This is a genomic window from Sulfitobacter sp. EhC04, from assembly GCF_001650875.1.
Lineage (GTDB): Bacteria > Pseudomonadota > Alphaproteobacteria > Rhodobacterales > Rhodobacteraceae > Sulfitobacter.
Genome location: NZ_LXYI01000022.1, coordinates 18,702 through 42,646, shown reverse-complemented (window position 1 = coordinate 42,646; position 23,945 = coordinate 18,702). Strand labels below are relative to the sequence as shown.

Sequence of the window (23,945 nt, the reverse complement as noted above, 5' to 3'; positions counted from 1 at the left end):
TACCGCGTCAGGCATGGCACGGACGAGATGAGCGTCTTGGGATATTCGTTCTTCGGTTCGTCAAGCACATTGGCCGTCGCTCCGCGCTCGACCACCTTGCCGCCGTACATGTTAATCACAGTGTCGCAGAGGTAGGGTTCCTGAAACACCAGCACGACGAGGACGCGGGCCAGCGTGGACTTGCTGGAGCCGATTTCACCTACACCACGACAATCCGCGCAGTTGGAAACAAAAGCTGACGCCCTGCAACGCGCGTGTCTCGGACGGTCTGGAGAACCAGCCGCAAACATTGTGGTCCTTTTAATGGAAATAATCGGTGCCACTGATGTTGGGATGGGTGATGGCTGTACCCGAAAGATGGGGATTTTTGCGCCAGCACTTTTGGGGGCATTGCCAAGTTGTTTTGATGGTTCGTCGATATGTTTGTCGTTTTGGATTAAGCGGTCATCTGGGCGGCATAAGCGTTCCACAGATCGGATGCGTCTGATCGGGTCTGGCGGTAGTGAGCGGCGGTCATTTTATAACGGCGAGGCTTGAAGAGAATGTTGGCTTGATCATGGGCATACAGAAATCTCTGTGCGTGCCTGGGCGATTTGAAACGCCCCATGATCTTCTCTCGCTTTCGGGTCGGTCGATGTGATCCCTCAACGCGATTGTTGAGGCCTTTATGTGCCACCGCGCTGACATTGACATCAGCGGCCCCGAATTCAACTTTGTCCGCTCTATTCGCGTTTTCGATGTCTTTATCGATGACGACGGAGACGACGGAGATTGTAGTAGATATGCGCGCGTTCGCCTCGGGAGCTACGGGATTCAAGGGGATTTTAGCTGGCAACGATCCAACCGAAGCGCTATCCCGCCTGCGTTTGGACCTACTCGAAGTGGTTGCTCTCTACGAGCGAGAGCAGTGTTCGTCGAATGGCGGGATTACTCAGGAAACTATGGATACGAACGCGTCGACTATTGATGTCTGTTAAAGTCAATTTCGTGATTTTTTGAATTTTCCTGCCGAGGTCAGATACGACTTACGGCTTTCCAAAAATGCCATCGCAGCCGAAACGTACCTTTCCAAATCGGCGTCTTCAACTCGCAAGCTTGAAGCCCTTAGCCCGACTCTATCAGATACTGCCTGCATGGGAGCATCCTAATGAGCCCAGAACTCCGAGTTCAATTGCTTCAGACTGGACCTGTCACGGTTTGATGCCGCTCCTATGATAGCATTTACTGCACCAAAGGAGACTTACTATGGGACTGAAACGAACGGACGAATTCCGGCAAGATGCGGTGCGTATCCCATTGACCAGTGGGCTGACGCGTAAGCAGGTTGCTGACGATCTGGGTGTTGGCATGTCGACGCTGAACAAATGGATCACCGCGCACCGGGACACAGACGTGGTTTACAAAGAGGATTTGGGCCTCGCTCAAGAGAATGATCGACTTCGACGGGAGAACCGGCTCCTAAAAGAGGAGAGGGAGATCTTAAAAAACCGTTCCGGGTTGGAGTCCGTCAGTGCCCGTCGCTTTCGAAAGAAAAGTGGCCTAAACGAGCACTTGGGGCGGCACAAAAACGGGACAGGCCCACTTCGACGGGCGACAGACAACGGGAAAATTGAGAGTGGCGTGATCCCCAGGTTTTTCCAATCCCAATACTAAATAACGGCCTTCGATTTGCCTGCGTCGGAATGGGCCGAAACTTGTCGTAACCAATTTGAAAATGCACCCATCGCTGGACTATCTGTCCGCCCATTCGGACGGATTAACCCATAGGGAGAGGACCCTTGCAGTACGCGCGAGTGGATCTGGTGCAAAGTTCCTAATGCGATCGCCGACTGAACGAAAATATCCGGCAATATTGCAATTCCCAAACCTGCTTGTGCCGCAGAAATTACCATATCGAAGTGCTGAAGCCTTGGGCCTCGTAATCTCTCAAATTGTACTGAGCCGGCACTTTCAAACCAGTCATTCCAGAGTTCGGGCCGAGTCGCTAGTTGAATGAGCGGATACTTCGCGAAGTTTGCCGTTGCAATATCTTTACCAAGATCGACCAAGTCTGGTGACGCCACCACGACAAGCGACTCGTTCAACAAATGTGTTACGCGGCTGCCTTTCCGCGCCATCAATGTCCTTTGAATTGCTGCGTCAAATGGTGTCTCATCAAAGTCCACCGAATGAAGCGCAGAGGTAAGATCAATCGAAATGTCAGGATGGGATCTCAAAAAATCTGACAAACGTGGTATCAACCAAGTGGTCGCAAATGTAGGAAGAACCGCGAGCCTAAGAACGTCGCCACCATTGCCGAATGCCATAGCCATCTTGGCCGAGCGATCCAATGCCTCAAGAATGTCCCTTGCTTCATGAACCATCGCACGACCGGCGTCTGACAACAGCAACCTTTTGCGCACGCGATGAAAGAGTCGCACTCCAAGCCGTACCTCTAGAGAGCGAATGGATCGACTTACCGCGCTTTGCGTCAACATCAATGAGTCTGCTGCGCGGGAGACCGATCCAAGTTCGGCGCAAAGAACCAACGCTCGAAGCTCCTGGATAGTGGGAATGTAGTTCGGGCGGTATGTCATAACATTCCAAAAACTCATGAAGTGAGAACTTTCTATCGTTATCACCACGAGGGAAACTTTGCTAGAAAAAGCGAAGTTAGGAGGACATTAATATGACACTGAAAGCCAAAGAAACTCCGGTTCCAGGAAAATTTAACTGGGAAGACCCGTTTTCACTTGAAACTCAGCTTACCGAGGAAGAGCGCATGTTGCGCGATGCCGCAAAGGCATACGCGCAAGACAAGTTACAGCCGCGTGTAGTCGCAGCATATCGCGACGAGCATACAGATGCTTCGATCTTCCGTGAGATGGGCGAAATGGGTCTCTTGGGGATAACTATCCCCGAAGAATACGGCGGCATTGGCGCTTCATATGTTTCTTATGGTCTCGTCGCTCGCGAGGTCGAGCGTGTCGACAGTGGTTATCGTTCGATGATGTCAGTGCAAAGCTCGCTCGTCATGTATCCAATCTATGCTTATGGCTCTGAAGATCAACGTGAAAAATATCTGCCAAAGCTCGCAAGTGGCGAATGGATCGGTTGCTTTGGGTTAACCGAACCGGATGCCGGCAGCGACCCATCAGGTATGAGAACGACAGCCACGAAAACTGCAGCGGGCTACACAATCTCAGGCACCAAGATGTGGATTTCCAACAGCCCTATTGCTGATGTGTTTGTTATTTGGGCAAAATCGAAAGCCCATGGCGATAAAATACGTGGTTTCATTTTAGAGAAAGGAATGAAAGGACTGTCGACGCCCAAAATCGCTGGAAAGTTATCCTTGCGTGCAAGTATCACTGGCGAAATAGTGATGAATGGCGTCGAGGTCAGCGAGGATGCGCTTCTACCGAATGTCGAAGGCCTCAAGGGGCCTTTCGGTTGTTTGAACCGCGCTCGGTACGGTATCAGCTGGGGTGTTCTGGGTGCCGCAGAATTCTGCATGGTATCCGCCCGTCAATATGGGTTAGATCGCAAGCAGTTTGGCAAGCCGTTGGCACAAACACAGCTGCAGCAGCTTAAGCTTTCGAACATGCTGACAGAAATCGGCCTCGGCCTACAGGCGAGCTTACGCGTTGGGCGCCTCTTAGATGATGCGCAAGCCGCACCTGAAACGATTTCGGTGATCAAACGCAACAACTGCGGCAAAGCACTTGAAATCGCAAGGATGTCACGGGACATGCATGGCGGCAACGGTATCTCAGAAGAATTCCATGTAATGCGCCATATGGTAAACCTTGAAACTGTCAATACATATGAAGGCACGCACGACATTCATGCGCTAATTGTCGGCCGAGCGATCACTGGCCTGCAAGCATTCTCTTGAAGCGAAACTCGGCAAAACCGCGGTCAAGCGACTCGTTCGATTGGGCGAAGAAGATTTCAGAAATCCTAGTGTCGTTATCAGTACAGCACCACCTTCACGGAAATGCAGATATGCATCCAGCGTATCAAAAATTGCATCTCATTGTAGCGCATGGGTTTCCGCAGATCCGCACGGTGATCTCCTATTCGCTCTTTTGGGAGTCAGCCTTAAAAATTGCCAACCCGGCCTTTGCGGCAGCAACTCCATTTGGCCACCCTGAATAGATCGCGAGCTGAACGACGAGCCCTCGCAATTCGTCAGGAGTGAGGCCATTTTCAATGCCCAGTCCCATGTGATATTCTAGTTCGCTTGTCTTGCCCAAAGCGCCGAGAATAGCGCAAGTGACAAGGCTGCGGTCTCGCAGCGATAGCTCCGTTTGTTTCCATACGTCCCCCCACAGCACCTCGTTGCGGAGGCGATTAAACTCGGGGATTGCTTCATAGTGGTCTAAGTCTTCCATTTTTATTCTCCGTTTCAGCACCCATGTTGCATGGATTGAGCAGCTAACTATCTTCCCACAATCCGTCACATGTAGGTATGAGTACTGGTGGCCGAGTTCAGGGTAGAAACCTGTTAGTTCTAACCGGTCAACACAAGCCCTTACTTCCGCATGCTGAAAGTGTGTGCTCAAGCCATTGACCACCCAAAAGTAAAGTACCGATTTTGGCCCACCCACAGATTGCTAGGTTCTTACTCATTTGCTTAGGGATTAATGAAAGCCGATAATTGCCTTCACCTCCAGATACTCTTCCAGACCAAAGACGCCCATCTCGCGTCCATTACCTGATTGCTTGTAACCTCCCATTGGAGAATCCGTATTGCTAGGCGCTCCGTTGTAGAATACGCGCCCCGCTTGCAGCCGCCGCGACACACCGAGGCATTCATCACGGTCTTGGCCGAATACATAAGCCCCAAGTCCGTAATGGGTGTCGTTCGCGATGGTGATCGCTTGCTCCACAGTGTCGTAGGTCAGGACGCAAGTGACTGGCCCAAAGATTTCCTCGCGTGAAATCGTCATGTCTTGTTTAACTTCGGAAAAGATCGTCGGGCGAATGTAGAACCCGCGCTCAACGCCGTCAGGCCTGCCGGTGCCCCCGGCAATTAATCTGGCGCCCTCGTCGATGCCTGACTGGATGTAGCTCTGGATTTTGTCGAACTGAGCGCGATTTACAACCGGACCCAAATTGCTTTCAGGGTTGCGCGGATCGCCGACACTAACCTCGTTGACGGCGGCAATCAGGTGGCTTTCCAACTCCACCAGCTGATCCTTGTGCACAAGGATGCGGGTCGGAGAATGGCAGGACTGGCCTGTATTGGAATATCCGCGTGTGACGTTGAATTGCGCCGCGGCTTCAAGGTCGGCATCAGGCATAATGATATTGGGCGACTTGCCTCCGAGTTCTTGCGTCACCCTTTTGACTGCCCCTGCCGCCGCTTCGGCCACCAGAATCCCGGCGCGGGTCGATCCGGTAAAAGAGACGATATTGATATCCTTGTGGGTGCTGATCGCATTGCCGACTTCGGGACCATCTCCGTTAATCAGATTGAAAACCCCGGCCGGCACACCTGCTTCGTGAAGGATTTCCGCAAAGATCACGGCATTGACCGGCGTGAATTCGGACGGTTTTGCCACAACGGAGCAGCCCGCTGCAAATGCGGAGGCAATTTTGTTGCACATCAACTGCGTCGGCCAGTTCCAAGGTGTGATCAGCCCGGCAACACCGATCGGTTCACGCTGAACTATGCTTTTCCCGATCGTGGTTTCGAACTCATAATTCCGCAGCGTTTCGATCGCCTGTTGCAGCGCCGCAAGGCCAGAACCCGTCTGTGCCTTCAGTGAACAGGGAGCACCCATTTCTTCCGTCAGTGCGGCCATCAGGTCAGGTTGCCGTTTCTCGAAAACTGACACAATGCTCTCAAGAAGATCGACCCGCTCTTGTGGCTTCGTCGTTGAAAAACTCGAAAATGCGCGCCGTGCTGCGGCGACGGCTCGATCAACATCGGCAGCACTGCCAAGGGCGACGGTCGCAAAAACCTCTTCGGTGGCTGGGTTGACCAATTCGAACGGCTTTGCAGAAATCGGATCAACCCAAGCTCCATCGATATAGAATTTATTGTAGCTCTTCATGTCGTTTCTCCTCGAATTCGTAATTGTTGTATCAGTTGAAAAACCTTCATCTGCCGACAGCGTTCATAGGGCATCTTTGTCACGCGCAAGCGATTTTGCATTCAGGACAAAGCGGTATTTGACGTCGTTCCTGAGCAACCGATCGAAGGCATCGTCGATTTGGTGGGCAGTGATCATTTCTATATCGGCGACGATTTCGTGCTTGGCGCAGAAATCGAGCATTTCCTGAGTTTCCCTTATGCCGCCAAGCAGCGATCCGGATAGCGAACGTCGGCGGCGGAACAATAGCCGCACATCTATTGCCGGGTGTGGTTTGTTTGGTGCACCGAACATGGCCATCGTGCAGTCGCGCTTCAGCAGCGCAATGTATGGATCGAGATCATGTGACGCGGCGACTGTATTGAGAATGAAGTCCAGTTTTTCCGTGTAGCGTCCAACATCGCCTGAATCACGCGAATTGACCACATCGGTCGCGCCTAGACGGGCCGCTTCATCGCGTTTGCTATCGCTGGATGTGAAGGCGACAACATTGGCTCCAAGTGCTCTTGCGATCCGGATGCCGACATGACCCAATCCTCCTATACCGACAACACCTATGGTCTGGCCGGTCCCAACCTTCCAAGTTTTGAGGGCCGAGTATGTCGTTATACCGGCGCAAAGCAATGGTGCTACAGCGGCGAGATCTTGTTGCGAATGCCGGATCGCCAGCACGTAGTCCTGATCGACGACAATACTCCGGGAATAGCCGCCCATCGTGTAGCCTGGGGGATCCTGAGTCGGCGCATTATATGTTCCAGTGAACCCTTTGGCACAGAACTGCTCCAATCCCGCTTCGCAGGCTTCGCATTCCTGACAACTATCAACAATACATCCAACGCCAACCGTGTCCCCCGTCTCGAACCCGGTGACTGCGCTGCCTTTGGCGGTGATATGTCCGACGATTTCGTGGCCCGGTACGCAGGGAAAACGCGTATTTGGCCAGTCTCGAACTTGATGCAGATCGGTGTGGCAAATCCCGCAGAATGCGATTTCAATCTGTACGTCGTTTGGACGCAAAGGTCGGCGCGCGATTTCGAGATGGGCGAATGGGGTATCGGGACCGTTCGCGCCGAATGCATCAACTTTCATGTGGACTTCCTCCCAAAGTAACGTTGCGTTTCGTCAGTCATGGCGCTGTGATGCTGGAATAAGCCAACACCCAGCCGATCAGCAGCACGCCCGTGACCAACGAATATATTCCGTTCCATGAATTGCTGACTGTGCGTGGCGACACTTTCCCCAGCATACCAACAACAGACGCGGTTGCAGTGAAGGGCGATGAGATATTGCCGAGCGACCATCCCGCGATGAGCGCCAAAACCTCAGCCGTGGCTGTAATTCCAAGAGTCTCGCTAGGTGGTAGAATCGGTGCAATCAGGACGACAACCAGCAATGGGTTGAGACCAGCCTGACCACAGAGCGGAATCAACACGATAATTGTTGCGAGTAGCACCGGCGTCGGAACAACTGACAAATCCAGACCAATCGACGTGATCACAGGTTCTAGAAGATCGCCGCCGACTATGCCGATAAAGGCGGCCATCATCAGCAATGTCAGTTCGGAGCGCATGTTGGGCAATCTCACCGAAACAAAAGCCTTTGCGCGTTGACCGACATCTGCAGCGGGGCTGCCTTTGTCGAGGCTCTGAATTGCGATCCAGATGAAGGATATGATCGGGATCACGAAAATCACGACGCCGGCAATCCTGACCCCGCTCATGAAATGTATGGTGAATGTGATCGTCGCAAGAAGGATCAGGAGACCGATAAGCGGGCTCAGATCGCGCAGTGCGCCGGCGGCGGAGATCGCCGACGATGTATCGGGTTGTGTGGACTTCGGCGCGCGCACCGAGTCGAGTAACCAACCCGAGGCTGCCAGGATGATGCCGCTGACGAGGCACGGCAGGAACGCCCCATTCCAGGTTGCGCCGGGCACGACCAAGATGCTGATCGTAACCGTATAGGACAACGGTGACCAGCAGTTCGTCGCCACAAGGGCGCGTTCTATTGCAAGGAGCATCCGGCGTATCCGTGTAGGGTTTTCCTTAGTTCCCGGCTTGCCTGACAATGCAAGATTGCCCAAAAGAAAAATTGACCCGTAATTCAACAGAAGACTGAACAGAACTCCCCCGAAAGTAAGCACCGCGTAGCGTCTTGACGGCCGTTGCGTTGATATATTCTTGCCACAGTTCTGGATCAACATGGATGACGCCGCCGCGTCCCCCAAAGAGGACAGCGCCGCAAAAAACGCACCGATGAAAGCGGTTGTGCTCAGACCTCTCTTAATCGTGTGGCTCCAGCCCGGAGTGGTCCAGATACAGATGACCGAGAGTAGCAATGCGGCGATGACGAATACTCTTCGGTTTGAAGTTACCCTCGGAAACATCAAACAGATAACGACGACAACGGCTATGCGTGTGACCAGATCGGACAGTGGCGTTGCCAGAGACCATTCCGTCAAGAACACGCCAAAGGCAATTATGCAAAGTAGGGCACCGATGATGGTGTTACTGTATCGCTGGTAAAACGCGACTATGCCCGAGCGGTAGAGCCTCATGGTCTGGAGGCTGACAAACGACTTGTTGCGTCTGCGGGCGACCCTGCGTGAACGGACCGGGCAAGCTGATGAAGTCCGATTTTTTCGACACAGGCCGCTTCACCGAGTGCAAGGTGACCGGCCTCACAATCGGACAGGAGCCGATTTGTAAAGAACAACGGGACACCTGAAACGGCAGCCTGTCGGGTCACCCGCTGCAAGGTTTCCACCATTTCACCAAGGGGCGCAAATCCTGCGGGGTCGGTGCCTTGGCTCATGCCTTCAAAAGCGCGCATGCTTGCGTCGCTCCAGGCCGACCCAGAGTCGAGCACAGTGCGCATTGTTTCAAGGTCAAGCCCGTTGGCCAGTCCAACGGAAATACACTCATAGGCCGCCATTAGATTGCAAATTTCGACTGCGCTCTCGATATCCGCGAGAAGAATTTGCGTCTCGCAGTCTTGCATTGGGGCGAGATCAAGCGTCGTCTGCGCCGAAATAGATGCGCCGCTTATCGTTTCTATCAGAGGAATAACCGTTTCCAATCGGGCCTCTTTTCCGTAATGGTTCAGCCCAGTCTGCATCAGGTCTCGGACGATATAAGTGAGAGGCATCGGAACCTGTCCGGTTCGAGCAATCGTGAGCGCTTCGTTGATGTCTTTCAGCATCAGCGCAAGGGCGAAGTCCGTCGAAGCTTTGCCCCCAAGACGCGCGACCAGCATACCGCGCGTGGTGAAATTCGCCGCCGGTCCATAGTTCAATCTTTCAACCACCGCTGCCATGGGAATGCCGGATTTACACGCCAGTGCGGTAAGTTCGAGCGTCGAAAGCCTATAGATCGCTCCGATTGCGTTATTGATCAACTTGAGCGCCTGACCATTTCCGACACTGCTACCGCTGCGAAACACCTTGCTACTCATTCCAGACAGGATCGGTTCCGCGATAGCCCATGCAGCATCACTGCCTGACGCGATAATGCTGACGATCCCGGATTTCGCAGCGGGAATTCCACCGCTCAAGGGCGCGTCCAACATCAGAACGCCTTGTTCAGAGAGCCTTTCCGCCATCATGTTGGTCATGGCCGGAACGCCGCTCGTTTGATCTATAACCAGTTTTCCGGGGGCGAGTGAGGTCGCCAACCCCTGTTCTCCGAAAAGGACAACATCAACGTCCGATGACCTCGGCAGGCACAAAATGATGACATCGCAGTCCCGCGCAAGTGTCGCAGCAGACTCCGCCTTGCGAGCCCCTAGAGAGACTATCTTGTTGACGGCGGTCTCGTTGATGTCCCAAATGCTGAGATCAAATTTGCCGAGCAAGTGCTTAACGAGTGAACCGCCCATTGCCCCGAGACCAATATATCCAACTTTCACGCGAAACACCTTTCGTTTTTTTTGGGGGGTGTGGCTGCATTTATCGTTATCATTGTACTCGCGCAAAGTTGCGGTACTCGATAAAGGAAACCGATAATGCGGCCAACATTATGACGGGTATTTAAATGGACGAACTTTTTGCGAACCGGACTTTCTTTCATGTCGTAGAGCAAGGCAGTTTTTCTGCCGCTGCCAGAAAGATGAACATCTCGGTCACATCTGCTGCGCGCAATGTCAGCGGTCTTGAAGACAAGTTGGGCGTCCGGCTGTTGAACCGCACGACGCGGCAGCAGTCGCTGACAGAAGTTGGCCAAATGTACTATGATCAGATGACTCGCATCCTGCATGAGATCGATCTGACGAAGCGCGACGCGCAAGCTTATCAAGCCGGAATACAAGGGTTGCTTAAAGTCCACCTTCGACATTCGGTCGGTAGTCGGGTCATCTTGCCCGCCCTGCCCGCCTTCCTGCGGGATCATCCGGAAATTACCTTGGACGTCGAGTTGACTGACGAACGCGCTGACCTTGTCGCGGAAGGTGTCGATGTGGCGGTATGGCTGGGGAGCCTTGAAGATTCCAGCATGATCGCACGCCGCATCGATGACGGGCGCCGCGTGATATGCGCAAGTCCTGCGTATCTTGAAAAATTTGGCGCACCGGCTTCGATTCAGGCTTTGGCAGACCATAACTGTCTGGTTTATACCGCGCGCAACTACGCCAATACTTGGAATTTTGAGAAAAACGGCGAAAATGAAAGTGTGCAAGTGCATGGCAACCTGAGGACAAGTTCGTTTCCAGTTTTGATGGAAGGTGCACTCAAAGGCGTGGGCATAGCGCTCTTGCAGGAATCCAGCATTCGATCGGCGCTTCAGTCCGGCGACTTGTTGCCCGTTCTTGAAGGCCATAACGTCAGCCCAACTGAAGCGGATATCGCCGTCTATGTCGTCTATCCTCATCGGCATCAGATTTCAGCCGCCTCGCGCGCTTTCATTGACTTTTTGATCCAGCTTTTCCGTCGAACGGATTGAAGCTCAACGGGGCTTCTTGTTCTTCGCATAGATTACCGGGCTGGAAACGGCCTTTGCGCATTCGTATGATCTTAACCGATGCGAATATCCCGGCATTTGAGTAGGGTTCGTGATCCAAGAAGTCTTGTGCTTCCGCTCTGCCATCGACGCTTAGTATGAAAAGGCTGCCGATTTGCAGGATACCATCATCTGCCAACAACGGACCAGAAAAGAAAATACGGTGAAGTTGGGTATTGAGATATTCGCGGTGTTCAACACGATGCTTATTGCGCAACTCAAATGTATTTTCGTTATCGGTGCAATAGACTGCAAAATGCATCAGATTTCCCCTTGCTGTATGTCGGGCCACACGAAGCTACATGCGATCAGATCGACCACCATCAACAGAAAGGCATTGTCCTGTCACATAGCTTGAATCATCTGAAGCGAAGAACAGCATTGCTCCCGACAGCTCTTCGAGCGTACCGATCCGGTTCATCACTACCGTTTTCTTCCGATATTCGAGATGTTCCTGAACTTGATCCGGCGTGCGTGTCGACGACGAAATCGCTGTCAGAAACGTCCCCGGAGCAATTGCATTGACCGTAATGTCATTGGGCCCGAGTTCTCTTGCCAGCGTCTTGGTCAGAAGAATGACCGCAGCCTTGGCTGAGGCATAGGCTGCGCTGCCCCCTGGTGATCCAGCAGTGTTATGCGGAGCAGCACCAGTGCCAAGCGCGGAAGAAATGTTCACGATACGACCGTAGTTACGCTCGACCATGAAGGGCGCAACAGCTTGCGCGCAGAAAAACACACCTTTCAAATCCACGTCCAGAACGCGGTCCCAATCTGCGCCAGTCATATCAGCGAATGGGCGATAGCCGGAAATGCCGGCGTTGTTGATCAGTATGTCAATTTGCCCCTCCGATTCCGTTACACGCCGCATCACATCGTGACACTGATCCCGATCTGAAACGTCCAGAACATGGCCACTTGCTTTTCCACCAGCCGATTTAATACGATCCAAAGTAGCGGCGATACCTGCTTCATTCCGGTCTGCGACGATGACATTCGCCCCTTCTGCTGCAAATCTCTCAGCTGCGTTCTGACCTATCCCAGAGCCACCGCCGGTAATAATTGCCACCTTGTTATTCAGACGCATTACGCGGCTCCCATTCTTGTTCTTCTGCCTTAGTTCAAAGTTCTCGCTCTTCGTCCGTCAACTGACGGGGCCGTTGCGCAACTGGCTCAATGTGTTGAAGACAGTTTCATCTACTTCGATAGTGCCAAGTTCTTTGGTCCTCGCCCGTCGCGCAGCACTTCCACGGCCATGAACCCGCACAACGCCAGATCCGGGCTTCGGGCGTGAGGTTTCGATGCGATTAACCAAATCCCCAAGTTTTTCCTTAAATTCATTTAGCGGCATGAGAATTTCTGGGTCGAAAACCAAGAAGAAGAAGCCGCTGTCGGAGACATCATCGACGACCGTGGCGCTCCCACAAAGGATGCCGAATATCTGGGCGACGAGTGAAATTCCGTAACCGCGATGCCCGCCCCAGGGCAAGAATGCCCCCAGCAGCGCCTGTGTGGGATCGAGTGTGGGCTGTCCATCCGGATCCACCGCCGCCCCTTCCTCGAGAGGCTCGCCAAGCTTTTGACGAAGCAGCACATCGCCCCAAGTTGTCATTCCAGTCCCAAAGTCGATCACCAGCGGATCCGGATTTGCCGGGAAGGCAAAGGCGATCGGATTTGTGCCAAAGATCCGATCGATGCCACCAGCAGGCGCAACCCGCGCCTGCGTGTTGGCGGTGTGCAGAGCGATCAACCCCTGTTTGGCCGCTCGTTCGACGTAATACGCAAGTCGCCCGCTGAACCACGTATTTCGCACACCAACCATTGCTATCCCGTTTTTCTTGGCCACTTCAATGGCCTTGTCGATGGCGACAAGCGACGTGACATAGCCATTGTTTCCACCGCCCTCTACGAGCGCTGAATTTGCCGTCCGCTCGCTTACGGTTATCGGAGAGACAGAACGACCTTTGATGTTTTCGATTAATGCAAGCACGCGTGGGAGGCCAGCAAATGCGTGCCCCGCGCCCGCGGCATCAACCAGATGATCGGCTACAATAATAGCATGATCCTGCGGCATACCATGAGAGGTCAGAACTTCTACAGCCAGTTTATGGGCTTCAGCGATTTCGATACGCATTCAGGCTTCCTACATTTCGGTTTTCTGTTCGGTTTCGCGGTTCACCCTAATCGGAATCGGCGCGAGATGGCATTGTCAAAACCCGTTCAACACTTTTCCCCGAAACGATCAAATGCCAGATGTGGCAGACTTGCGCCCAGCAGCCCTCACTTGCCGCCAGCACAAGAACTGCATCTTAAACGCGCATTAATCTATGGGCGATGGTTTTTGTAACCATATAGGATTCAACGGATTCTGCGCCCCCCTCCCGGCCAATACCGCTTTCCTTGTAACCTCCAAACGGGGCGTCGTTACCGGGGCTCGTGAAGAGATTTACCGACACCGATCCGACCTGAAGCTGACGCGAGAGATGGTTCACCGTTTCGATCGAGTTGGAGAACATGTATGCGGCGAGACCAACCGGCAGCTCGTTAGAAATTTCCAAGGCCTCGGCCATCGAACTGACGGGAAGACATGCTGCGAGCGGCCCGAAAGGCTCTTCGCTCATCACGCGCGCATCGCGCGGCACGTCCGCAAGCACTGTTGGTTCATAAAAATAGCCACGATTTCCAATCCGCGCGCCGCCCGAAGCAGCACGCGCGCCACGCGAGACTGCATCGGTAACTAGGGAATCAATTGCGTCCATGCGGCGCCGGTGGATCATCGGCCCCATGTAAACGCCGGGCTTGAAACCATCACCAACCACAATACTTTTCGCCGCAGCCGCAAAGCTCTCAACGAAACGCTCATAAACATTCTTGTGAACCAGGAATCGCGATGGAGCAGTGCAATATTGACCAACTAGTCTGAATTTGGCCTCGCTGGCCAGCCTCCCGATCTCTTCGGCGTTTACATCTTGGTCAATGATGACGGGGGCGTGGCCGCCCAACTCCATCAATACCGGCTTCATGCCGTCAGCAGCTAGACGCGTAAGATGTTTGCCAACACCCAACGATCCGGTCAGCGTAACCATTCGAATAACTGGCGATCGCACGAGCTTTTCCGAGATGGCAGCGGGGTCCCCAAAAACGATGTTCAATACCCCCTTCGGCAATCCGGCATCCAAGAAACACTGAGCGAACATACAGGTACTGGCGGGGGTCTCATCGGCCGGCTTCATCACTACTGAACAGCCTGCTGCCAATGCCGCGCTGATCTTGCGCGATGGGGCGCTCACCGGTACGTTCCAAGGGGTAAATGCAGCGACGGGTCCCACTGGTTCGCGTACGACTGATTGCTGGATCGAAGACGGACCCGGAACGATCCGTCCGTAGGCGCGCAATAGCTGCTCTGCATCCCAATCAAGGAATGTAGCCGATCGTTCCACTTCGGCGATGGTTTCGTGAAGTGGACGGCCCTGTTCAAGCGTGAACACAGCAGAAATCTGTGTTTTTCGTTCCCGCAAGATGGTTGCTGCGCGCTTTAAAAGCTGTGAGCGCTCGACCGGAGGTGTTGCACTCCAAGTTTCGAAACCACGCGCAGCAGCAGCTAAGGCGTTGTCCAAGTCCTTGGCAGTGGCCTCTGGAACTATTCCAAGGATACTTTCGTCACTCGGATTTTCGATCTCACAATAAGCGTTTCGATCTGTTATCCACTGATTGTCGATAAGAAGGCCAATTTTCGGATAAGCGGGGCGACCAACTGCACTTGATTCTGACATGATGTGTTTTGCTCTCGTTTTTTGAATTGAACGGTTTACATGTTTAATGGGGCATGATTTTTTATTTTAGATCGAGTTGATAGACGCGCTTAGCGGTCGTCTCGAACAACTGTTTGACTTCCGCGGCACTGGCGTGTTGCACGATGCGTTTCATGGCATTCCAACCGTTGGCATAGCTGTAGCTGCCCTTATCAACCGGAAAATTACTCTCGAACATGCATCTATCTGTGCCGAATAGGGTGATGCAGGTCTCGAAGTAGGGGCGCCATGCAACGGCTAGAGTTTCGGAAGATGGTGCGTGATCTTGCGATTCAAACCCAAACCCATTGAGGTTCATACCCAATCCGCCCAGCTTCACGCATACATTGGGGCATTTCGCGAGCATCGTCATTGATCGACGCCACTCGGCGAAGATTTGATCCCGCTGCCCCCTGTAGGGGCCGATCCCGAGTATCCCGCCACAATGGTCAAGAATGATCGAGACCTCCGGAAACGCTTGCGCCAGATCTGTAAGGAGCGGAATTTGGTGAAAGAATATCCAGGCGTCGAAACTGAGCCCCCGTGACCCAAGCTGCGCAAAGCCTGCGCGAAATTCCTCGGAAGCCAACATGTTTGACGTTGTGGGATAGGCCGGATTCAGCAAACCGGCACATTTATCCCACGTGGCAATCTGGCGAACGCCACGCAATCGACCACCGGCCGCCGCAAGATGCGCATCTAGTACAGGCCCGACTTCTATGCCTAGGCCAAGGTCGGCAAACGCAACGATCGCCGTACACATCCGGCCCGACTGCGCTGCTTTGGCGGCAAAGCTTGTCTCTCCAACAGGGCGAAACCGCTCATCCCCATTCGCCAGGTACGCCGTCCGTGCCTGAACATAAACTGTGGCGACAACATTGTGACCGCTCGCCAGATCCTGCGCAAATGCTTCTACCAGATAGACGTTTCCGGGACGATCAAAGAGGTGGTGGTGCGCATCAACAATCAGTAGGTCCGGCCAGATTGCGGATTCTTGTGACTGAGCTAGCCAGTCATCGCGGACAGCTGGGCGAGTGAATTGTTGGGTCGATGTCATTGCGGCGAACCTGATGCGCTGAAATCGGGATCACACAGCTCGGGCGCTACATTTTCCGGCAAGCCCAGCTCAAATGCATTCAGCGTCAAAGATACCAGACAATAATACCCAAGAATCGACACCAGTTCGACCAAACCCCGTTCGGACAAGACCTGTGTGCCCCGTGCGTAAAGAGCATCGGGGATCCGCCGCGTTTCAAGCAAACTGATTGAAACATCGTAGATAATCTCCATTCTCTGGTCGTCGAAATCTGGCGCATTGCCGGTTGCGATTGCGTTGATCGAGGTCGCATCAAGCCCAGCAGCAAGGGCCAGTTTCTTGTGGGCCGACCATTCATGGTGCGACAGCCAGTGACGCCCACAAATTAGGATTGCGAGTTCGCTTTCCCTTGCGGACAATGTCGTATCGAACCGTAACAGCGCGCCCAACGTCTGCCCGCGTCGAGCCAGTTCGGGGTTGCGGATCCATGCAACCATCGGCGCTGGAACCTTACCGCGCTTGCCCGCAATTGCCTCTTCACAGACAGTTCTCTGCTCGTTGGTAAGCTCTGCTTGTTCTGGCAAGTTCAGCCGTGCCATCAGTGAAATGCCCATTCAATATTGGCCATGGTCAGTCCAGATCGAGAATTTTGCGGGCTTCTTGCGGACTTGCCGGATGCTGGCCAAGATCAGTGATGATCCTTGCGGCTCGTTCTACAAGTACGGCGTTTCCTTCAGCCAGTTTTCCGCGCGAGATGTATAAGTTGTCTTCGAGGCCGACGCGCACATGACCACCCGTTATCGTCGACAAGGCCACAACGGCGAAATGCTGCGCTCCTACACCAAAGGCGCTCCAGTTAGCGCCGTCCGGGAGGGCCCGTTGCATTGCCATGAAGCCATCTGGCGTTGAAGGCGCACCCCAAGGGACGCCAAGACAAAGCTGATACAATGGTGGTGCATCTATCAATCCTTCCGCACAAATCTTGCGTGCCAGGGCAATATGTCCCAGATCGAAAACCTCGAGTTCGGGCTTCACGCCGGCCTCACGCGCAATTTTGGCGATTCGTGCGATATGGTCAGGGGTGTTGACAAATGCATGCTGGCCAAAGTTCATCGTTGCCACGTCCAAGCTGCAAATATCTGGCTTCAATGCGACAACGTGTTCTGCCCGCGCTTCGGGCAAAACCATGCCGTCTTGGACATTATAGTTCGGGTTGCTTTCGTCAGGTGAGAAGCGCGCGCCGATGCCAGTGGTAAGATTGAGGATCAGGTCGCTTCCCGATTGCCGTATGGTTTCCACAACTTCTCGGTAAAGTTCGATGTCTCTGCTTGGTTCGCCAGTCTCCGGATCTCGCACATGGATATGGACGATGGCGGCACCAGCTGCCCGCGCGGAAAGCGCCTCCGCCGCGATATCCGCTGGTGAAATGGGAACATGTGGGCTTATCCCTGTCGTGTTGCCCGACCCCGTCAACGCGCAGCTTATGATTACTGGTCGGCTCATAAGTAGATCTCCTTAAATATTTTTTGAACGGTAAGGGTCATGAAGGCCGTGCCGCAGTCATGCCGCCATCGACGACGATCTGGGTAGCCGTAATGTAGCCTGCCTCGTCGCTGGCGAGAAAAAGCACGGCATGAGCAACATCCCATGCGTCTCCCATTCTGCCCATTGGCACACTTGCATGGCGCTCGGCGATCAGACGCTCTGCATCTGCCGCGCCCAATTGGCCCACCAGCCGGTGTTCCACCAAAGGTGTGTACATGACCCCCGGGACGACCGTATTTACCCGAATTCCTTTTAGGACATAAGCAATCGCTGTCGACCGGCTGAAAGCTTCCAAACCGGCCTTTGAGGCGGCGTAACCAGCGCTCACTCGCCCACCAACCTGAAACGACATGCTGCCAATGCTACCGATATTGACGATCGACCCACCATGCGCTGTCGCTTCAAACTGTTGTTCCATGATTGGCAATACATGCTTGCAGGCCAAGAATGCTGTCGTGAGGTTCAGATCCAATTGCTGATGCCAAACCTCCTCACTCATGGACACAGGATCGCCCGGCGCACTGCCTCCGATATTGTTCACCAGAATATCGATCTGGCCAAAGTGCCTTTGGCATTCAAGCACGCTGCTCTCGACCTGAGTATCAACAGTCATGTCGCAGACAACGCTATGCCATCGATCGGCTATTCCTTCTCGTGCCAAGAGCGCCGCCGTGCTTTCCAATGCTTCGGCACTTATATCAACGCCAAAGACCAACGCTCCCTGGCGCGCCATGAGAACAGCCGCTGCTTTGCCGTTGCCCCAACCTTCGCCAACCGAGCCAGCACCTGTGACGAAAGCGACCTTTCCGGTCAGATCATGCATGGGCGGTCACCTTCACTGGATGGATGATCATACTGTGACCAGATCAAACTCTTGCGCCGCAATGTTCAACGCAACGTATTTTGAATAAATCCGAGCATGCGCGAAACCACCGCCCGCGAACCACAGACCTTGTTGTGCCGTCGGCGCAAACATATTTGCGATCTCGCCTTTCTCATCGATGCCCCAAACCGGCCCGATTTTGTCCGCGATATCTTCTCCCAACAACTCGCGCACCACTTCTTGTTGGCTTTGATAACCAGTGGCCGTAACAATCAAGTCAGCTTGATGGGTCGTTCCGTCCTTCATAAGTACGCCATTTTCGACAAAACGTTCGATGTCCTCGTTCTGCATCAGCCCGATTTCACCACTGACAATGAGTTCGGAACATCCACAATTCAGATAATAGCCGCCATGCCGACGACGGAATTTCATCTGATGACCAGTTTCATCCTCACCCCAGTCGAGCTTGAAGCCGCGCGCAGCGAGCCCGTCGAGGAGGTCTTTGTCCATGACCTTCATGCTCTCGACAGCGGCCTGATAGCTCCGAACCAAGAGAGGATAGCTGCTGGCCGCCGCGACTAGATCACATTCCTCCAGCGACAAATCTCCTTCATAGTATACGGCATGTACCAAACCGGCCGCTTTGACACTCGCAACTGTCGTGGCACCGCGTTGAATAATTGTTACGTTGGCGCCATTGCCGTGAAGGTCCTGCGCAATATCGTGCCCACTGGTCCCGGCCCCCACGACAACCACACGTTTACCGCGCCACTTGTCACCCTCTTTGTAACCATGTGTGTGGAGTACCTCCCCGCTGAAATCATCAAGCCCAGGAAGACGGGGTGTCACCGGTTTTCCTGCGACACCGTTCGCAAAGATCACATGGCGCGGTCGCAGGATCCGTTCGGACCCGTCTTCACGCCGCACAGCAACCGACCAGCAATTCTCGGCTTCTTCATAGTCGGCCTTGAGGAACTCAGTATTGTTCCAAACATTGCATTGCATGGCCCACGCGTAGGTTTCTAGCCAGCCTGCTATCATGTCCTTGGGTAGATACGTCGGCCAGTTTGAAGGCCAAGGAAGATATGGCATGTGATTGAGACTTGTCTGATTATGTAAGGCCAGAGAATGATAGCGCTCGCGCCAAATGTCCCCGACACGGGCGCGCTTGTCGACCATAAGGGTATCAACGCCAAGCAAGCGAAGGCGCGCGGCAATCGCCAGACCTGCCTGACCCGCCCCAATGATGAGAACTGCGGGTTCACGATCTTCGAATTGCTGTTCACGCGTGCGAATGTCGCTCCAATTCTCACCACCAAAATTGCGAGAGAAGGCAGAACCCTTCGGGCGATTTACGCCAACTTGCTCTTCGTGGCCTTTCAATTCATCCAGCGATGTTGCAAGCACCCAGGCCTTGCCTTGATCCTGCGCCAGAAGACGGAGCAAACCGCTACCGCGCCCGGTTTCAGTCTCAAAATTAAAGAAAGCTTCGATTGATTCACGCCCGTGGCGCATAATGATTTTTGGTTCAGAGCATTCCGAAGACAAACGGAAGTTTCGCGCTTTTATGTAGGGTTGCGTTTTCATGAAATCGGTTACCGCGCTTGCACGATCGTCATGTGGTGTGATCGACCAAGTGAATGCCAGCAAATCACGCCAGTGCATCTCAGAGTCAAACAGAGATTGCAGTGCGACTTCATCTACCGCCGAAAGTGCCGCTTCGAACGCCGCCAACCAATTCGATACAATCTCGCTCAGATCGATTTTTGGAGATTGGACTACATTCATGTGGGCATTCCTTCCTGTACTTTCCTGCGCGAGAACGGGCAAGTTTTGAAATTTGTCGGGAGCCCTAACTTCGAAATCCCTGTTGCTTCCAAGCATAAGACACACGAGACGCGACAGATATTCGTTATGGCGCAAAGCATCTTGGCAGAATCCGCGAAGGTCACTGATTGACTCATGGACAATTTAGAAAATCATATAACATCAACTACTTAAGTCTTATCCTGCAAGTAGACTTGTACCACCTACCGTAGGCCAATGCTTTTGAAAGATATTGCTGCGATTGACATGCCGCCACACAAGCAAAACTGTCGAATTTTGTAGAGAAGGACAACAAAATGCAGATTTTTTATCAAACCCTCGGAATGTCGCGTGGTTCACGGACGGGGGGGTACGGCAAGTTATTGGAACAGGTCATAACAGAAGCCGCTGCGCCCGGCACCAAAGTTGATATTGCCGGTCTAAGCCCGCATCGCGCAGTTGCAGATCAATACAAGTATCTTGAATTTCTGGATGCCGCTGAAGTGATCGAAAATGGCATCAAAGCCGAAGAAGACGGTTACGATGCATTCTTGATCGGCAACATCTTCCAGCCCGGTCTCCACCAGTTGCGGGAGTTGCTTAATATCCCTGTTCTTGGCCTGAGTGAATCTTCGGTCAGCATGGCATGTCTGATGGGACCTACATTCTCACTGATCAACATCAACCCGAAGTTCAACCGCCCCATTTTCGAAGGTATAAAATTACAAGGCTTGGACCAGAGGATGGTTTCAGTAGAGATGATGACAGTAGAGCGACCCGGCGTTTTTGATGAAGCCATGCAGAACGAAGATGTCCGGCAAAAAATTGTTGATCAGTTTATTCTCGTGGCACAATCTGCGCTCGATAAGGGTGCGGAGGTTCTGATCCCTGCGGGTGGTAGCTTGATGGCAACGCTGATTTTGGCAGGGGTCACAGATGTGCAGGGCGCTCCAGTGTTGAACGGTATAACGGCCTTGGTCAAGACCGGAGAAATGGCAGTTCAGATGCGTCAGTTAACCGGTACTTTCACCAGCAAACGTCTGACATACGCACCACCTACTGGTAAAATACTCGCTGACGTGCGCGCCGCCTACGGTGAACGTCTGTACCCCGGTGCAACGTGAGACAACGCTTTGCTATTCGAGTAGCTCCGGCAATACTAGACCGTGTACGGACAAAGCGGTTTTATGAAACATCGCCGCTTTCTCGTCGTCGCTCGCCGCGCGCGCAATGTGTTTTAGCGCGTTCCATGTAGGAACAAAACCACCCGAGCGGCCATCGGGTGGAAAGTTGCTCTCCATCATGCAGCGATCCGGACCGAAAAGCTCGATACCGACTTCGACGTACGGACGCCATGCATCCGCTAGGTCAAGATACGTCGTCGGGTTATCCCACTCCTCAAAGCCAAAGCCCCAAAGAGGCATCCCCAAGCCACCCACCTTACAGGTAATATTGTGCCGCTCGGCGACCTGCGCCAATTGTTTTTTCCAATCAATGTAGAGCTCTGCTTTTTCCGCGGCACTAATACCCAGACCCATCGCAACCCCAAGATGATTGAGCGTTATAGATGTATCAGGAAAAGCGTCTGCTAGTGCACAGACCTCAGGGAGTTGATGGCTAAATACCGCCGCATCAAATACCAGCTTACGCTCAGCAACATGAAGAAAAGCTTTGTGAAAATTGGGATGTGACATCAGGCCCGGTTCGGGACGTATGCTCATGAATTTGTAAGGCTCTTCCGACCAATGCTCCATCGTGATATGTCGCACTCCGCAAAAGCGCGTAGGTGCAAGCGCCATTGACTGGTCCAGCAAATCCGCGATCTTGTCGCCTTGTCGCATGTCGGCGTGCCCGATCATTCCATGGCAGACCTTGATATCGCCATAACGGCCACTGGCTGCCATTGCGCCTACCCCGTTCGCAAACTCAACCTCACCCAAAGGGCGCAGGTGCTCAGGGCCATTGGGTCGCACGAAAGAAAGTGTTTCTGAATAGATCGACGCGACAATACGGTGGCCTGCGGTGGCATCTTCCAAATAGTCCTCGAGCATGTAACGCAATGCGGGTCGGTCAAACAAATGGTGATGCGCATCAACAATCGGGAGCTCGGGCTCCAAAATGGTTTCGTCCAAGCCTTCGCGGCATTTCTTCATCTCAAAAACCTCCAAATGATCCTGTTAGCCAGCCATGAAGCCGCCATCGACCGTAAAGGCCTGTCCCGTCGCATAGGAAGCGCGGTCTGACAGAAGCCAGCAAGCCATTTCGGCCATCTCGTTGCCGGACCCCAAACGACCGGACGGAATCTGCGACAGGATCAATTCCCCACGACGCGACATTGTGTCTTTCAGCATATCAGTGTCGATATATCCGGGGCAAAGCGCGTTCAGGCGGACAGTCGGCGCATATTCCATTGCAGCTGTTTTGGTTATTCCGACAACTCCATGTTTGCTGGCCGAATAACCGGTTGTCGTAGGGAAGCCGCAAAGTCCCGCCAGCGATGCCGTACTAAGGATACTGCCGCCACCCTGCGCCATCATCTGCTTCAATTCTGCGCGCATACACAACCACGTGCCTTTTAGGTTTACATTCAGGATGTTGTCGAAGGCCTCTTCGTCCCAGTCGGCTGTGAAACGGCCGCCTTGACCAATCTGCCCCCCAGTAATCCCAGCATTGTTGAAGGCGCAGTCAAGTCGGCCGTAAGTCTCGACAATCTTGGAAACCATCGTATCAACCTGCGTGCGATTGGTGACATCAACGTTCAACGCCAAGGCATCCCCGCCCTGCTCATGGATTAGAGCCACAGTTTCTTCCGCGCCAGCGGCATTACGGTCTGCAACTGCTACCTTCGCCCCCTCTGCCGCGAACAACAAAGCCGATGAGCGACCAATTCCGCCCGCCGCGCCGGTAACAAGCGCGACCTTATCTTCCAACATTCTTTTCATTGTTTTGATATCTCCATCTTGAATGAAATTGAGCGCCGAATCTATTCTGACATGCGCGTGCGCTGCTCGCGAAGCGACTCTGTCATACCCATTGGTTGCGGATAAAGGTTGAGCGAGAAACCACCATCTACGGTGATACATTGGCCGGTGAGGAAAGAGGCCGCAGGCGAGGCGAGAAAAACCGCAACATCCGCTTGCTCGCTTGGATGGGACAACCGACCCAGAGGCACTTGCTTGATGCGAGTCTCGATGGCTATCGGGCTAATATCGCGGACCATCGCCGGGGTGACGATGGTTCCTGGAATGACGACATTGACGCGAATATCGTCGATAGCCCATTCAAGCGCCATCTGCTTGCTCAGGCTGATAAGCGCGCCCTTGGACGGACCATATGATCCAGACCGCGCGTATCCGTGAGTTCCGGCCAAGGATCCGGCGTGAACGATAGCAGCTGCTGGGCTTTTACGCAGATACGGCACACAAGCCAGTGCCATTTCCAAAGCGCTGCGTACATTGACGTGGAATGCAGAATCCCACTGGTCGAGGTCAGCGTCCTCAAGCATCGTTGATTCAACTAGTACAGCAACGTTGATCAACACATCCATTCGACCAAACGTTTCGATTGTCTCGACAACTGCCGCATCTATGTCTGCGCGCAATCCAACATCCAACTTGACTGCAATCGCTGTATCTCCGCGCTCGGTAATCTCATCCATGACGGACTGGGCGCTGTCAACGTTGCAGTCGCCAACGACTGTCTTGCCGCCATTCGCAGCGAAAGTTCTCGCACAGGCCGCCCCCATGCCACTGCCGGCACCGACGACGAGCGCAACAAGGCCCTCGATCGGGGACGACTTCATCCAGTCAAGCTGTCGGTTATCTTTTGGAAGGGTCATGCTGCAAGCCATTCTCGCCGGAGAGTTTCCTGCGC

At 53.5% G+C, this 23,945-nt stretch carries 21 protein-coding genes and 3 pseudogenes; 4 read left to right on the top strand and 20 right to left on the bottom strand.

Features of this window, described 5'->3' with window-relative positions:
• Nucleotides 1-290 (bottom strand): annotated as a pseudogene (locus A8B82_RS24525) (hypothetical protein); the annotation flags it as partial.
• Nucleotides 291-436: 146 nt separating this feature from the next.
• A pseudogene (locus tag A8B82_RS23575) lies at nucleotides 437-673 on the bottom strand (IS6 family transposase); the annotation flags it as partial.
• Nucleotides 674-1,245: 572 nt separating this feature from the next.
• Between A8B82_RS23575 and A8B82_RS10710 the strand changes: the two are divergent.
• Nucleotides 1,246-1,527: pseudogene (locus A8B82_RS10710) on the top strand (transposase); the annotation flags it as partial.
• Nucleotides 1,528-1,649: 122 nt separating this feature from the next.
• On the opposite strand, the gene A8B82_RS10705 reads toward A8B82_RS10710, so the two are convergent.
• Nucleotides 1,650-2,594 (bottom strand): LysR family transcriptional regulator, encoded by a 945-nt coding sequence (locus tag A8B82_RS10705; RefSeq protein ID WP_235604670.1) that lies wholly within the window; start codon nucleotides 2,592-2,594, stop codon nucleotides 1,650-1,652.
• 74 nt (nucleotides 2,595-2,668) lie between these two features.
• On the opposite strand from A8B82_RS10705, the gene A8B82_RS10700 reads away from it, so the two are divergent.
• Nucleotides 2,669-3,877, top strand: coding sequence for an acyl-CoA dehydrogenase (locus A8B82_RS10700; protein WP_067291908.1), 1,209 nt, complete (start codon nucleotides 2,669-2,671; stop codon nucleotides 3,875-3,877).
• A 181-nt stretch (nucleotides 3,878-4,058) separates the two neighbouring features.
• On the opposite strand, the gene A8B82_RS10695 is transcribed toward A8B82_RS10700, so the two are convergent.
• The 5 genes from A8B82_RS10695 to A8B82_RS10675 form a co-directional block, all read right to left on the bottom strand.
• The gene (locus tag A8B82_RS10695; RefSeq protein ID WP_067291905.1) at nucleotides 4,059-4,376 is read right to left on the bottom strand and encodes a carboxymuconolactone decarboxylase family protein; all 318 of its coding nucleotides are present in this window, start codon (nucleotides 4,374-4,376) and stop codon (nucleotides 4,059-4,061) included.
• 249 nt (nucleotides 4,377-4,625) lie between these two features.
• Nucleotides 4,626-6,044 (bottom strand): aldehyde dehydrogenase family protein, encoded by a 1,419-nt coding sequence (locus A8B82_RS10690; protein WP_067291904.1) that lies wholly within the window; start codon nucleotides 6,042-6,044, stop codon nucleotides 4,626-4,628.
• A 63-nt stretch (nucleotides 6,045-6,107) separates the two neighbouring features.
• On the bottom strand, nucleotides 6,108-7,172 hold the full coding sequence (locus tag A8B82_RS10685) for an NAD(P)-dependent alcohol dehydrogenase (RefSeq protein ID WP_067291902.1): 1,065 nt from the start codon (nucleotides 7,170-7,172) through the stop codon (nucleotides 6,108-6,110).
• 37 nt (nucleotides 7,173-7,209) lie between these two features.
• Nucleotides 7,210-8,640 (bottom strand): hypothetical protein, encoded by a 1,431-nt coding sequence (locus A8B82_RS23960; RefSeq protein ID WP_067291899.1) that lies wholly within the window; start codon nucleotides 8,638-8,640, stop codon nucleotides 7,210-7,212.
• Complete coding sequence (locus tag A8B82_RS10675) at nucleotides 8,637-9,989, bottom strand: NAD(P)-dependent oxidoreductase (protein WP_067291896.1); 1,353 nt, start codon at nucleotides 9,987-9,989, stop codon at nucleotides 8,637-8,639. The genes A8B82_RS23960 and A8B82_RS10675 overlap by 4 nt, the downstream gene beginning before the upstream one ends.
• Before the next feature lie 125 nt (nucleotides 9,990-10,114).
• On the opposite strand from A8B82_RS10675, the gene A8B82_RS10670 reads away from it, so the two are divergent.
• Entirely contained in the window at nucleotides 10,115-11,017 is a 903-nt protein-coding gene (locus A8B82_RS10670) for a LysR family transcriptional regulator (RefSeq protein ID WP_067291893.1), read from the top strand.
• Here A8B82_RS10670 and A8B82_RS23555 read toward each other — a convergent pair.
• The 9 genes from A8B82_RS23555 to A8B82_RS10630 form a co-directional block, all read right to left on the bottom strand.
• On the bottom strand, nucleotides 10,977-11,336 hold the full coding sequence (locus A8B82_RS23555) for a YciI family protein (RefSeq protein ID WP_082899246.1): 360 nt from the start codon (nucleotides 11,334-11,336) through the stop codon (nucleotides 10,977-10,979). The two genes, A8B82_RS10670 and A8B82_RS23555, sit on opposite strands and share 41 nt — an antisense overlap.
• 36 nt (nucleotides 11,337-11,372) lie before the next feature.
• Nucleotides 11,373-12,158 carry an SDR family NAD(P)-dependent oxidoreductase gene (locus tag A8B82_RS10665; RefSeq protein ID WP_067291892.1) on the bottom strand — a complete coding sequence of 262 codons (786 nt, stop codon included), beginning with the start codon at nucleotides 12,156-12,158 and terminating at the stop codon, nucleotides 11,373-11,375.
• Between the two features lie 57 nt (nucleotides 12,159-12,215).
• Nucleotides 12,216-13,205 carry an Ldh family oxidoreductase gene (locus tag A8B82_RS10660; RefSeq protein ID WP_067291889.1) on the bottom strand — a complete coding sequence of 330 codons (990 nt, stop codon included), beginning with the start codon at nucleotides 13,203-13,205 and terminating at the stop codon, nucleotides 12,216-12,218.
• 175 nt (nucleotides 13,206-13,380) lie between these two features.
• Nucleotides 13,381-14,844: an NAD-dependent succinate-semialdehyde dehydrogenase gene (locus A8B82_RS10655; RefSeq protein ID WP_067291887.1), complete on the bottom strand. Its 1,464-nt coding sequence runs from the start codon at nucleotides 14,842-14,844 to the stop codon at nucleotides 13,381-13,383.
• A 61-nt stretch (nucleotides 14,845-14,905) separates the two neighbouring features.
• The gene (locus A8B82_RS10650) at nucleotides 14,906-15,919 is read right to left on the bottom strand and encodes an amidohydrolase family protein (RefSeq protein ID WP_067291885.1); all 1,014 of its coding nucleotides are present in this window, start codon (nucleotides 15,917-15,919) and stop codon (nucleotides 14,906-14,908) included.
• Nucleotides 15,916-16,512 (bottom strand): carboxymuconolactone decarboxylase family protein, encoded by a 597-nt coding sequence (locus A8B82_RS10645; RefSeq protein WP_201120781.1) that lies wholly within the window; start codon nucleotides 16,510-16,512, stop codon nucleotides 15,916-15,918. Before A8B82_RS10645 ends, A8B82_RS10650 begins: the two co-directional genes overlap by 4 nt.
• A 16-nt stretch (nucleotides 16,513-16,528) precedes the next feature.
• Entirely contained in the window at nucleotides 16,529-17,401 is an 873-nt protein-coding gene (locus tag A8B82_RS10640; protein WP_067291882.1) for a 3-keto-5-aminohexanoate cleavage protein, read from the bottom strand.
• Nucleotides 17,402-17,438: 37 nt separating this feature from the next.
• Nucleotides 17,439-18,266 (bottom strand): SDR family NAD(P)-dependent oxidoreductase, encoded by an 828-nt coding sequence (locus A8B82_RS10635; RefSeq protein WP_067291879.1) that lies wholly within the window; start codon nucleotides 18,264-18,266, stop codon nucleotides 17,439-17,441.
• Between the two features lie 27 nt (nucleotides 18,267-18,293).
• Entirely contained in the window at nucleotides 18,294-20,054 is a 1,761-nt protein-coding gene (locus A8B82_RS10630; RefSeq protein ID WP_067291877.1) for a flavin-containing monooxygenase, read from the bottom strand.
• 335 nt (nucleotides 20,055-20,389) lie between these two features.
• Between A8B82_RS10630 and A8B82_RS10625 the strand changes: the two genes are divergently transcribed.
• On the top strand, nucleotides 20,390-21,196 hold the full coding sequence (locus tag A8B82_RS10625; protein WP_067291874.1) for an aspartate/glutamate racemase family protein: 807 nt from the start codon (nucleotides 20,390-20,392) through the stop codon (nucleotides 21,194-21,196).
• A gap of 12 nt (nucleotides 21,197-21,208) precedes the next feature.
• Here the strand turns inward: A8B82_RS10625 and A8B82_RS10620 are convergent, their stop codons facing one another.
• The 3 genes from A8B82_RS10620 to A8B82_RS10610 are packed head-to-tail and all read right to left on the bottom strand — an operon-like array spanning nucleotide 21,209 to nucleotide 23,910.
• A complete protein-coding gene (locus A8B82_RS10620; RefSeq protein ID WP_067291872.1) occupies nucleotides 21,209-22,225 on the bottom strand; it encodes an amidohydrolase family protein in 1,017 nt (338 codons plus the stop codon).
• A gap of 24 nt (nucleotides 22,226-22,249) precedes the next feature.
• Nucleotides 22,250-23,014: a glucose 1-dehydrogenase gene (locus A8B82_RS10615; protein WP_067291870.1), complete on the bottom strand. Its 765-nt coding sequence runs from the start codon at nucleotides 23,012-23,014 to the stop codon at nucleotides 22,250-22,252.
• 41 nt (nucleotides 23,015-23,055) lie between these two features.
• On the bottom strand, nucleotides 23,056-23,910 hold the full coding sequence (locus tag A8B82_RS10610) for an SDR family NAD(P)-dependent oxidoreductase (protein ID WP_161489447.1): 855 nt from the start codon (nucleotides 23,908-23,910) through the stop codon (nucleotides 23,056-23,058).
• Between the last annotated feature and the right edge of the window lie 35 nt (nucleotides 23,911-23,945).